Genomic DNA, 12004 nt, shown 5'->3' on the forward strand with positions numbered 1-12004 from the left:
ACTCATTGTAGCGAAAGCACCCTTCGAAAGACTGCTCCGCCGTCCATCTTCGACCGGAGTAGAAACCAACGTAGGTAACGCCCCAGATACTTCGACGCCGGGCCTTTGAAGGGCCCCATGAAGTCTTTGTAGCGGGAGTGTAATGCGTTCACATTCTGGATGTGAAAGGCTTTCTGCGTGACCCGTTTGCCTGGCTTTTTGCTGAGAACATGATGGTCCAAGGTGTTTTTCTTGGTGAAGCGGGCATAGGCCGCCGCACCGTCGGTGCAAAGAATCGCATCTGTCGCAACCACAGGCGAAAGCGCCGCGTCGATGACGGGAATACTGCGGTTTTTGATCCGCTCCAGATATTGTTTGCCGGAGCGGCTGGTGATTGTGAGAAGCGGAAGTTGCCACCGCGACAACCCTCTCTGCATCTTCACTCTTCCGCTCTTGAAGACATACCACTGGTGGCGGGGCGGGCGCGGATACTGGAGCGGATTCCTCAGGTGCAGAGCCCATTCCCGTGAACCTTTGCGGCTCTCCCGTTGATGAGTTTCGTCTATCTCGACAATGCCACTGAAGGCATCGTCGGAAGCGACGCCTACACCTGATGTAGGCGCGCTCATAGCTATGCATTCCTGCTATTGATTTCATTCATTAAATTCAGATGTTCTTGCCCATAAGTTTACGTGGTATTTGCGCATAATTTTGCACGATTTACCCAAAAGTTTGCACACTGTCCCTATCGGTGTCCAACTACATCCTTCCGAAAGTCTGTTTGAGTTCTGCGACTTGTTCTGCATCCAACATCCGGATTGGCATACCCCGCAGTGCCACGAGCAGCTTGGCTGTTTCTTCCAACTCTTCTGCTGCACAGACCGCCGAGAAGAGGTCCTTTCCCGATACGACAGGTCCGTGATTGGCCAACAGAACCGCACTATGTTTGCCGCCCAGTTCGCGGATCAAATCACCGGAATCAGGGTCGCCCGGCTTGACGTATGGAACCAGTTTGACCGTGCCGACGCGCATGACCACGTATGGTGTAAGCGGCGGAATACAGTCATTGGGATCGGTGTCTTCCAGACAAGACAAAGCCGTCGCCCAAGTCGAATGCAGATGAACCACCGCACCAGCTTGTGGCCGCGTCTCATAGAAAGCTTGATGCAGAAAGACCTCCTTGGTCGGCTTGTCTCCGGAGACGTGGTTGCCGTCCAAATCAATCTTGGCAATGCGCTCGGGATCGATATTCCCTAAGGTGGAGTTGGTTGGTGTCATGAGGATTCCGTCATGTAGACGCGCGGAGACATTGCCCGCAGTGCCGACGGAAAAGCCACGCGCAAACAGCGAGGCGCACAGTTCCGACATCTGCTGTCGCAGCGCTAGTTCTTCAAAGCTCATCTGCTTGCCTCCATCATTCTGAGGGCCTTAGCGAAAAAGTCCGGAGCGCCGAAGTTTCCAGACTTTAGAGCCATTGCAATGGGTTCTGTTTTCCCAACGCTCAGGACTGGCACGCCCGGGTCAATCTCTGGCCCGATTGACATAGCCGGTGACCCCAGTGCCTCAGAGACGGCCTTGGCAACAGCTCCCGACGTCTCCCCTCCGGCCACGACAAGGCGCTTATAACCCGTTTGGACAAGTTCCCGTGCAGTTTCTGCAAAGAGATTATCCAGCCTGTTTGCTACAGCTTCCTGACCAAATTGATTTTGGATCGCTCGCACATCATCCGGGCTTCCCGATGAATACGCGAGCGGCGCCTGACCCGGATGCACTTTAAAGAAATCCAAAAGCGTTTGCGTGGTCACATCCCCGGACATGACACCCGGAACATCAATGGCGAAGCTCGGATGGGATTCGGCATGTACATGTATCTGCCCACGGGTCGCACCGGAACACGACCCAGCAAGGATCGCGGCAGGCCCTGCAGCACCGGTGAACAAACTGCCAGTACTTTTTGATGAAGCCTCTCTTAAGAAGTTTCTGGGTAGACCCAATGCTATCCCGGACCCCCCTGTAATGAGCCGGGCATCCATAAGTGCCTCGCCCCAGGCCAGCAAATCCTCGTCCGAAATCGCATCGCCAATTACAAATCGTTCGTCGGCCTTCTGCAAAGCAGCGGCAATTTCCTCTGAACTTTGCTTCACAGTGTCAATTGGCACCAACCCAACCGCTTCTTCAGTCTGATACTGCAACCATCGCCTGATATTGGCATCCGTCATCGGAGTAAGAGGGTGATTTTCCATCCCTGACTCGTGCAAAAGCTTACCGAGCACAAATAGATGACCGTGATAGACCGTGCGTCCCGTTGTCGGAAAGGCCGGGCAGAAAACCACCTTTTGCGCACCCAGTTCTTGGGCCAGTGCTTCCGCAACGGGGCCGATATTCCCTTCTGCCGTGGAATCAAAGGTCGAGCAATACTTGAAGATGAACTGGCGGCATCCTTGGTCCGCGAGCCACCGCAGAGCCCGCAGGCTGTCCGTTACCGCTTCCTCGATAGGTGCTGTGCGGCTTTTGAGCGAGATTACACCCGCTTCGATCTCCTTCTCAGCCGGGGTCGTCGGAATACCTGGAAATTGAGCCGTTCGTAACCCACCTTCCGGCTCTACGCCCTTCGCTAAGGTGTTCGCGATATCACTCGCACCGGTAAAGTCATCGGCTATGACACCGATTTTCATAGTTCGATGTCCCTATTTGGCCCAGGATCCAACCTATGGATATGCGGCGCCGCACCGACGGGAAAAACCTCACGCACAAGTGGATCATGGCCGGGCACGATAAGTCGAGGATGCGAGGCCAACCTCTCGAGTGTCTCGAAACCATCCATCATGTCCTGCAGGTCGACGACGATGGGAAAGGCTTTGCGCTCCATGAAATTCTCGTAGTAATGCGAGGCATCCGAGGCCAGAACCATCCACCCGGCTGCTGTTCTTACACGAACACATTGCAACCCACGCGAATGCCCGCCGATACAGTGCACGGTCACCCCATCTGCTATCTCGGCTTCTCCATCGTAAAACACGACCTTGCCTGAATAAAGACGCTTTACGACCTCGCAGATATGGCCGGCTGTGAAAGGCGCACGCAGGTGGTCATGGCACATGCAGGGACCTGTGGCAAAGGCCATTTCCGCCGATTGAATATGCAACTTGGCGTTCGGGAACATATGCAGCCCTCCTGCGTGGTCATAGTGAAGATGGGTCACGATGATGTTTGTCACCGCTTCCGGCGTGATGTCCAAGGGGCGCAGAGCCTCACGTGGGTCCATCGCAATTGGACGACCACGGGCGGCTGCCTCTTCGGAATCGTAACCAGTATCGACCAGAATGACTTCGTTGCCGCGCTTCAATACCCAAACGAAATAGTCCATCGCGTGAGGTGCGTCGTGATTGTCATCCAAGATGAAGCTGTCGCGTCGAGTGCGGGCATTGCGATCCGCATACTTGACGGCGTGAATCTCCCAATTGTTCATCGGATGACCTCGGTATACTGGTGAACAACTTTGGCTTTTATCATATCAGCAACCGCCGCATCGAAAGTCTTGAAGTGCGCGCTTTCGAGGTGAGCGCCAAACGCGGCAGCGTCATCGTATACCTCATAGAGGAACACCGTCTCGGGATCGTCGCCGAGGCAAACGTCAAACTGCTGGCATCCGAATTCTTCACGTAAAGAGGTTGAAGCGTTTTCGACCATCAGCGGCAAAAAGGTGTCTCTCGTACCGGGCATGAGAGTGAAGGTGACAGTAACCACAAACATCAGACGGAAAGTCCTTTCAGACGCGAGAAAGCGCGCTTTGCGACAGGCAATTGGCTGAGGATCAAACCAATGTTGAGCACCATCAGAATGGCCGCACCGGGCCGCGAAAAGAAGACCGAAAGATCCCCATCCGACAAGAACAGCGACCGGCGGAAGGTTTCATCAAACAAGCTGCCTAAAACAACTCCAATAACCAACGGCGCGATTGGGTACTTCATCAGGTTCATAAAATAGGCGACGGCGCCGACACCAAGCATCAGGTAGAGATCATTGATGCCACCACCGACGCTGAAAGACCCGATTGTTGTCAGAACCATCACGACTGGCAAGAAGATGGTCTGCGGTATGGCGAGTATCTTGATAAAAACCCGAGCAGTGAACAGGCCCATCAAGAACATTGTCAGGGATGCCAGCACCAGGATTGCAACCACGCGCAGAATGATCTCGGGGTCTATCGTGGGGCCCGGGATCACGTTGTTGATCTTGAAGGCCCCCATCAAAGCCGCGGCGGGTGGTGAACCGGGAATGCCTAACACTAAAAGTGGGATCAGCGCGCCACCAATACAGGCGTTGTTTGCTGTTTCAGAACACAGCAGACCTTCCAAAGAGCCTTTTCCAAACTTGTCGCCCTCGGCAGATACGGTCTTGCCGACACCGTAACTGACCCAACCGGCGACATCTTCGCCCACGCCGGGAAGCGCTCCTACCCCGGTCCCGATCACTCCTGAACGGCCAATGGTCGGCAAGTAACGTCGAATAGAGCGAAGGTTTGGAAGAATACGGCCTTTAAGGGCCAGAACGTTCCCAGCCTCAACGTGCCTTAAACCGTCGATGATTTGGGGAATGGCAAAGGCCCCCATTAAAACTGGCACGACCTGAAATCCGCTCATCAGGTAAGACCAGCCGAAGGTATAGCGCGGCTCGGACAACAGAGGGTCGAGACCCACCATGGACATCGCGAGCCCGATCAAACCGGCGATCCATCCCTTAATCACCAAATCTTCGCTCATCAAAGTGCCAGAAAGCAGAATGCCGAAGAGGGCCAGCAGTGCTTTCTCCGGGCTTGCGATGTTTTTTGAAACCAAAAGCAGTGCCCAGACAAATATCAAAAGCGTGATGGTCCCGATAACTGTGCCAATGAAACTGGCCGTTGTGGTCAGCCCTAGGGCTTCGCCGCCTCGGCCTGCTTTGGCCAGAGGGTAGCCATCCATGGCCGTCGCGGCGCTGGCTGCTGTGCCAGGTATGTTCAGCAGAATAGATGGGTAGGAGCCGCCGTAAATCGCGCCGACGTAGGCCCCGAGCAAAGCGATGAGCGAATAGTCCAGCGGGATTTTGTTGCCGAAGAAACCCGTCAGGATCGTCACTGCCAGGGTTGCCGTCAAGCCGGGCAATGCGCCAAACGTGATGCCTAGGAACACGGAAGCGATCAAATACAGATAGGTCAGCGGGTCTACTGCCAGGCCCACGAATGCGGTCCCAAATCCAGCCAGTTGCGAAAGGATAAAATCCATCCGGTCAATCTTTCCATAGCGGACGAAGCGTCACGTAGTAGTGGTATTCGATTTGCTTGAAGATCAGCCCACCGCGCGCGGGCACGTTCTGTCGGAAAACAAAGGCCATCGCGCAAACGAGAATCAAAGGGGCCAGTATCGCGACCAGTGGTACGAACCGCAAAAGCCGTTCTGAAGCCGCTTTGGTCAACACCACAAGTGTTAGCGAGACCCATAGGACCAGTGTAAACCAATCATCACCGTGTGCATTCCAGTCCGCCTGCGCGGGAAATATGGCGAACGCAAAAAGTCCGGCAGAGACAACTGCGATACAGGCCACCAAAGAACGCCGCGCATGGCCGCCGTAGTACCCGTGAGTCAAAGCTGTAATCAGTAACCCCGAGCACAAAATGAAGTCCACTCTGGGAACCAGTCCGACGACATATGCAAGAAGGATCAGGCCTATTGTTGAAGCTCGATAGGCTTCCGACTTATCCCATCCGATCCCCAAAGCCGTGAGCGCGTTTTGGGCCCCACCAGAGCGGATCGAAATTGCCAGCAAAACGAAGGACAAGCCAAGCAATCCACCGAAGATGAACAACGGTACAATTGCAGCCGAGTTGTACCAATCAGATCCACTTACACCTGCGCGGTTTTCACCCCAAAGCGGGATGTCCGACGTCTTCCAAAGGAAAAAGGTGGAAATTGCTATCAGACCAATCGATGCCCAGAAATCGCGTGCCCGCATGATCAGTGTATCGTCAGGTTTGTCCATTGCCTGCCTCCTGAGGGAAAGGGCGCAATCAAGCGCGCCCCTTCAAAATTGATCGGATTAGGGCTTCTCGATACCCAGCGAGGCCGGATCGACGGTGGCAGCGCCAAGGTCCTGCAAGGTATAGGCAAAAGTAGCCTCGAGGTTCGCAAACAGTTCTTGAGCCGCTTCACCGTGCTGACCACCGACGTCGTAATTATTTGCCGCAGCCCATTCAGCGACAGTTTCAGACGCAATCGCCTGCTCAAAGGCATCGCCAAGCGCGGCCTTTACGTCGTCACCAGCTGAGCTGTGAACTGCAAAACCGATGGCCTGTTTGAGTGGAAGATACTGATCGAGACCGTCATAGATGCCAAAGGCAGATGGCACCGTAGCTCCTGCGATTTGCGCGTCCTCGGGCGTCAGCATCGCGAGCGGTTTCAACTGACCGCCCTCGATCAAAGGCGCCTGCTCAGCCAGAGAGGTTACGACCAATGCGACCTCGCCCGCTATCGCAGCTTCCTGCCCTGGCGCCGAGCCTTTGTATGGAACAAACTTGAATTCTGCCCCGGACCCTTTTTCGATTGCCAGAAGGTTCAAGTGGTGGATCGAACCCGCGCCGGAAGCCGCGGCTGGAATAGTGCCAGGAGCAGCTTTTGCAGCGTCGACCAGTTCTTCCAGGGTATTGTAAGGGCTGTCCGCCGGAACCGAAATCAGATCAGGCGATCCACCGACAATAAACGGATACCAAAAGTCAAATTTCTTGTCCCAACCGCCCTGCACAGCGGCGGTAACGTTAGACTCTGACAAACCAACCAATGTATAGCCATCGTCTGGTTGGTTCATGACGTAGACCATGCCATTGGAACCTGCGACGCCACCTGTTTGATTGATCACATTGATCGAGACCGGAAGGTTTTTTTCCATCTCGGCCATGATCATTCGGTTGATCGTGTCCGTGCCGCCACCGGCCCCCCAGACCACAGCTGTGGTGATGTCACGATAGGGGTAATCCTGCGCAGCAGCTGCCCCTGCAATCCCGGTCGCCATCACGGCTGCGGCGGCCAACCGCCCTAGCTTTAGTTTCATTTCCAAGTCCTCCCAAACAACTTTGCGTTTATTATTGCATTTAATTGCGTATACATTAAAGAATGCATTGTCAACGGACTGTAGTGGAAGCTGCTATCGCGCTATGAATGCGAAACGGGAAGGAAGCGGGCCAGAATGAAAATGATTTACGATGTTGCGGTGTTCCACGGGGACGGGATCGGCCCGGAAATTATGGCCCCTACGCTTGAAATTCTGCACCAACTCTCGCTAAGAAATCCAACCTACGAGCTGGCGTTTACAGACGCACCAGCTGGCGCAGGCCACTACGCCAAAACTGGAGAATCATTTCCGGCTGGATCACTCGAAACTGCACGCAATGCGGACGCAATTCTGCTGTCTGCAATGGGCTTGCCGGATGTTCGATATCCTGACGGAACCGAGATTTCACCGCAAATTGATCTGCGAAAGCAACTGGGACTTTTTGCTGGTGTGCGTCCTGTAAAAGTAAGCAGCGGACAAATGACCCCTTTGGCGCTGCCTCCCGGAAAAGAGATCGACTTTGTCTTGATACGCGAAAGCACAGAAGGACTGTTCTTCACGCAAGGCGCTGGCGAAGTTTCCGAACACGAAGCACGTGAAACTCTGCTGATCACTCGTGAGGTATCCGAAAAACTGTTCCGTTTCGCGTTTGAACTCGCCAAGAACCGCAAGGCATCCGGTCGCGGCCAAGGACGGGTTACATGTGTCGACAAAGCCAATGTTTTCAGGGCCTTTGCATTCTTCAGATCTATCTTTGACGTGGAGGCTGCACGCCATCCCGATTTGAAAGCTGACCATGCCTATGTTGATGCCACCGCTCTATGGATGGTCCAAAAGCCATGGGAATTCGATGTTTTGGTTACTGAGAACATGTTCGGAGATATCCTCTCCGACCTTGGTGCGGGTCTCATGGGCGGTCTTGGACTTGCGCCATCAGCGGATATCGGGTTGAACCACGCTGTTTTCCAACCCTGCCATGGTTCCGCTCCGGACATTGCGGGACGGGGTATTGCTAACCCTTTTGCGATGATCCTGTCCGCAGCAATGATGCTTGAATGGTTAGGTTTGACCCATGATCACCTAGGCCTGTCCAACGACGGCGAACGATTGCGTGAAGCCGTGGAAAAGGTGACTGCGAACGGACAGAACCTGACGCGTGACCTAGGTGGCACCGCCGGAACGCAGGACGCAGCCTCATCGGTATTGGAAGAATTGCGGGCATGAATACTCAACAAGCCATCAGGGTCGCGTGTGTGGGTGCGGGGTATTTCAGTAGGTTCCACTACGAAAGCTGGTCCCGAATGCCTGGAGCGGTTCCGATTGCATCCTGCAACCGTGATATCAACAAGGCGAAAGAAACAGGACTGGCGGCTTACGATGATCTGTCAAAAATGCTGGAGGCGGAAAAGCCAGATCTCGTGGACATCATCCTTCCACCTGTGGCGCAGGCCGACACCATCCGGACGGCACTGCGCTCTGGGATAAAGTGGTTGATCTGCCAAAAACCTTTCTGCATGTCTTTGGATGAAGCTGAGATCATTGTTTCAGAGGCTGAAGCGGCTGGGGCAACTATTGTTATACACGAGAACTTTCGCTTCCAGCCTTGGTATCGAGCAATCAAAGAGGCGATGGCCGAGGGTCGAATTGGAACTCCTCTACAAGCGACTTTCAGACTTCGACCCGGTGACGGACAGGGTCTACACGCCTACCTTGACCGGCAGCCGTACTTTCAGGACATGCCTCGTTTCCTTGTTCATGAAACAGCGGTTCACTGGGTTGACACGTTCCGGTTTCTGTTCGATGCGCCCAGTGCTGTTTACGCGGACTTGCGCCAAGTTAACTCCGTAATCGCGGGCGAGGACGCAGGCTACATCTTGTTTGACCACCCCAAAGGTTTGAAAGCTCTGTTCGATGGGAACAGGTGCCTTGACCACAGCGCCGAAAACCTGCGTCAGACCATGGGCGAAGCTCTCATCGAAGGAACGGAAGGATCACTGGTTCTTAGCGGCGACGGTTCAGTTGACCTCCGCGCTTTTGGAAAACAGGAGCGACAGCAGATTTTACCTCCGAGCGATCATGATGGGTTTGGAGGAGACTGCGTACACGCCTTGCAAAGTCACGTCGTTTCAGGCCTTGTAAAGGGCACGCCGCTGGAAAACACGGCTCGAGACTATTTGGACGTGATCCGCATCGAAGAGAACATCTATCTCTCGGCTGCGGAGGGACGAAAGATCAACCTGGAGACGCCGTGAAGGATCAGGACGCAAAAACTCTTTCCAATACGCAACGCGCTGTAAGAGATTTGCGGCGGATGATCCTGTCCGGCGAACTTGCAGCCGGAACTGACCATCTGGAATCGGAACTCGCCGAGACCCTTGGCATGTCCCGCACCCCGATACGGGAAGCTGCGCTTATGTTGGAAAGCAAGGGGTTGCTGGAAATGCGGCCCCGCAAAGGAGTGCGGATACTGCCTGTTTCATCAGACGATATGCGTGAAATTTACGACATACTGACGGAACTCGAGAGTCTCGCAGCACAGCGCGCTGCCGAAGCGGGCTATTCAGAAGATGAACTGGCGGTACTTGCTGGATCAATTGCAAAGATGGACCAAGCCATCGAAGCCGAAGACCTTGAAGCCTGGGCCAAGGCCGACGAGTTGTTTCACCAGGAGCTCGTTCGGTTGGGCGGCAACAAACGGGCCGAAGCGATTGTTGCCATGATGAGCGACCAGGTACGTCGCGCGCGCGCAACGACGTTGTTCATCAGGCCCCTGCCCGTCAAATCCAATGAAGATCACCGGGTTGTTTTCCAAGCGATTAGTGAAGGCCGACCGGATGTCGCCCGTGAACGTCATCGAGAACACAGGCTGCAAGCACAGGCTATGCTTTGCGGGATACTCGAAAAACATCGGCTCAACAGCCTCTGATCTTCTCGTGACGGTCGTTAGTCAACTAAAATAACTGCCTATTTCCGGCATTAAGGGCGCTCCGAATACTTGTCTCCCACGGCAGGCCACGGTTGCGTCCGGCTGTTCTGATTTACTTTTTTCAAATCACTCATCCAATCACTGCGTCGACTGGGGTTGAAGTAGTACGATTTCGTACTATTTAGCTCGATATCGTACTATTGGAGAGTCAAAATGCCAAACAGAAGACGTTTTCTAAAAGTTCTAGGCGGAGGCACGATTTTGGCGGCAACTGGTGCGGTTGGGTTCCTCGCTACACGCACGCCGCATGACGCGCTGGCTCCGTGGACGCCAAAACCGTATGACGACCCGCGCAAAACCGCTTTGTCCTACGCAATTCTCGCCCCCAATCCACACAACTTGCAACCTTGGCTGGTCGAGTTGGTTGGACAAGACAAAGTGCGCATCCACCGTGATACTGATCGCGAGCTCCCAGAAACCGATCCTTACCACCGCCAACTCTTTATTGGCCTCGGCGCATTTGTTGAGACCATGGTCCTGGCGGCAGGTGCGCAGGGATTTGATACCGAGGTCAAGTTACTGCCAGATGGGAATGAAGGACCTATCGCAGAAGCACTGTTTGTTCCTGGCGGGACATCCGATCCACTCTCAGATCAAATCCTTAACCGACATTCAAACAAAGAACCGTACACTGAACAGCGGCTGTCCGAGGCGGAATCGTCGGTCCTTGAAAACTATGCCACTCTGATTTCCGACGAGGATCTAGTGGCCCGTGTTCGAGACCTTACGAAACGCGCTTTTGAAATCGAAATGCGAACGCCGCAGACCCTGAAAGAATCCGTCGACCTGATGCGGATCGGGAAAGCTGAAATCAACGCCAACCCAGACGGGATAGAATTACGCGATCCCATGCTGGAAACGCTGCGACTTACCGGCCTATTGGACAATGAAACCCTTATGAATGTTGACCACCCAGGCACTCAGTCACACATGCGAGGCTACTTCGCCATGCTAGACGCGACGCCACAATACGCAGTCCTCACGACAGCCACAAATACGCGAAGCGATCAACTCGATGCCGGACGTCAGTTGATGCGTTTCTACCTAAAGACAACCGAAATGGGCTTGGGCGTTCACCCCGTCAGTCAGGTACTTCAGGAGTATCCCGAGATGGCCGATGAATACGCTCTGGCGCATGAGCTTCTTGCGTCACCGGGCCACGCGGTGCAAATGTTGCTGCGTTTGGGGTATGGACCCGAGCCAATTGCCACCCCCCGCTGGCCGCTGGAGACACGAATTCTGAATGAAGCCTGAAGATGAGACCAACGAAGTTTACCGGTTCTTCACCGAGGTCGGGATCATCAATCAGCTGATCTCGGCCAAGCTTGAAGCGTTCTTACCTGGTAGAATGACCGCAACCCAATTTGGCATATTGGGCCACCTGGTCCGGCGTCCCGAGGGAGAAACTCCACTACAGCTATCAAACGCTTTTCAAGTGCCCAAGACGTCGATGACGCACATGCTCTCCAGTCTTGAAAATCATGCTCTGATTACCCTTGAAGCCAACCCCAATGACAAGCGTTCAAAAATTGTCCGGTCCACGCCGCAAGGCGCGGAGTTTTTGGAAGCTTGTATGGAGCGGATTTCGGAAGCCCTGGTTCCAATTTTGTTCCAACTCGGGCTCGATCCGTTTCACAATTCGTTGCCGAATCTGACGCTCATACGCGAAGCTTTGGACAGCGAACGGGACTAGGCAAAAACCGGTGTTAGCTAGAATACGAAGCCAAATTCTTAAACATCATGCAATCTCCGCCTGGGGGAAGCGACGGTGATCCTTCAGGCAAAGTGGGCGTGTAGTTAAATGTCACAATCTTCGCGCCGCCGTCGAACGCCACGAACAGTTGGTTAGATCCCGGCCTACGCTACGACCCCAACTGTGGTGATTTCGTCAGCGACGGGAATAGCGCGCAACATGGCACCTGAAGCCTTGAAGCCTGACAGGGGTAAACTGATTTC

At 54.2% G+C, this 12004-nt stretch carries 13 protein-coding genes; 5 read left to right on the forward strand and 8 right to left on the reverse strand.

The genetic code is table 11. The features are described 5' to 3' along the window. Positions 1 to 2: 2 nt before the first annotated feature. The 8 genes from AC2FLP_RS20385 to AC2FLP_RS20420 all read right to left on the reverse strand — a co-directional run bounded on the left by AC2FLP_RS20385 (position 3) and on the right by AC2FLP_RS20420 (position 7062). Complete coding sequence (locus AC2FLP_RS20385) at positions 3 to 608, reverse strand: IS1595 family transposase (RefSeq protein ID WP_117870781.1); 606 nt, start codon at positions 606 to 608, stop codon at positions 3 to 5. 130 nt (positions 609 to 738) lie between these two features. After that, positions 739 to 1380, reverse strand: coding sequence for a 3-oxo-tetronate 4-phosphate decarboxylase (otnC, locus tag AC2FLP_RS20390; RefSeq protein WP_496685965.1), 642 nt, complete (start codon positions 1378 to 1380; stop codon positions 739 to 741). Further along, complete coding sequence (otnK, locus tag AC2FLP_RS20395) at positions 1377 to 2654, reverse strand: 3-oxo-tetronate kinase (RefSeq protein ID WP_496685962.1); 1278 nt, start codon at positions 2652 to 2654, stop codon at positions 1377 to 1379. The genes otnC and otnK overlap by 4 nt, the downstream gene beginning before the upstream one ends. Further along, positions 2651 to 3448 (reverse strand): N-acyl homoserine lactonase family protein, encoded by a 798-nt coding sequence (locus tag AC2FLP_RS20400; RefSeq protein ID WP_496685960.1) that lies wholly within the window; start codon positions 3446 to 3448, stop codon positions 2651 to 2653. The genes otnK and AC2FLP_RS20400 overlap by 4 nt, the downstream gene beginning before the upstream one ends. Next, entirely contained in the window at positions 3445 to 3732 is a 288-nt protein-coding gene (locus AC2FLP_RS20405; RefSeq protein ID WP_117870790.1) for a putative quinol monooxygenase, read from the reverse strand. Before AC2FLP_RS20405 ends, AC2FLP_RS20400 begins: the two co-directional genes overlap by 4 nt. After that, the gene (locus tag AC2FLP_RS20410) at positions 3732 to 5243 is read right to left on the reverse strand and encodes a tripartite tricarboxylate transporter permease (protein ID WP_496685957.1); all 1512 of its coding nucleotides are present in this window, start codon (positions 5241 to 5243) and stop codon (positions 3732 to 3734) included. Before AC2FLP_RS20410 ends, AC2FLP_RS20405 begins: the two co-directional genes overlap by 1 nt. Before the next feature lie 4 nt (positions 5244 to 5247). Beyond that, positions 5248 to 5997, reverse strand: a complete 750-nt coding sequence (locus tag AC2FLP_RS20415; protein ID WP_496685955.1) for a hypothetical protein — start codon at positions 5995 to 5997, stop codon at positions 5248 to 5250. A gap of 57 nt (positions 5998 to 6054) precedes the next feature. Next, positions 6055 to 7062: a Bug family tripartite tricarboxylate transporter substrate binding protein gene (locus AC2FLP_RS20420; protein WP_496685953.1), complete on the reverse strand. Its 1008-nt coding sequence runs from the start codon at positions 7060 to 7062 to the stop codon at positions 6055 to 6057. Between the two features lie 135 nt (positions 7063 to 7197). Here AC2FLP_RS20420 and AC2FLP_RS20425 point away from each other — a divergent pair, with 135 nt between their 5' ends. From AC2FLP_RS20425 to AC2FLP_RS20445, 5 genes are all read left to right on the forward strand, one after another. Continuing rightward, positions 7198 to 8286, forward strand: coding sequence for an isocitrate/isopropylmalate dehydrogenase family protein (locus AC2FLP_RS20425; RefSeq protein WP_496685951.1), 1089 nt, complete (start codon positions 7198 to 7200; stop codon positions 8284 to 8286). Further along, positions 8283 to 9314 (forward strand): Gfo/Idh/MocA family protein, encoded by a 1032-nt coding sequence (locus tag AC2FLP_RS20430; RefSeq protein WP_496677124.1) that lies wholly within the window; start codon positions 8283 to 8285, stop codon positions 9312 to 9314. Before AC2FLP_RS20425 ends, AC2FLP_RS20430 begins: the two co-directional genes overlap by 4 nt. Then, positions 9311 to 9988: a GntR family transcriptional regulator gene (locus AC2FLP_RS20435; protein ID WP_496685949.1), complete on the forward strand. Its 678-nt coding sequence runs from the start codon at positions 9311 to 9313 to the stop codon at positions 9986 to 9988. Before AC2FLP_RS20430 ends, AC2FLP_RS20435 begins: the two co-directional genes overlap by 4 nt. A gap of 213 nt (positions 9989 to 10201) precedes the next feature. After that, entirely contained in the window at positions 10202 to 11302 is a 1101-nt protein-coding gene (locus AC2FLP_RS20440; RefSeq protein ID WP_496685946.1) for an Acg family FMN-binding oxidoreductase, read from the forward strand. After that, entirely contained in the window at positions 11292 to 11741 is a 450-nt protein-coding gene (locus AC2FLP_RS20445) for a MarR family winged helix-turn-helix transcriptional regulator (RefSeq protein ID WP_496685944.1), read from the forward strand. The genes AC2FLP_RS20440 and AC2FLP_RS20445 overlap by 11 nt, the downstream gene beginning before the upstream one ends. Positions 11742 to 12004: the final 263 nt, after the last annotated feature.

Source organism: Ruegeria sp. CDSA141 (genome assembly GCF_059612005.1).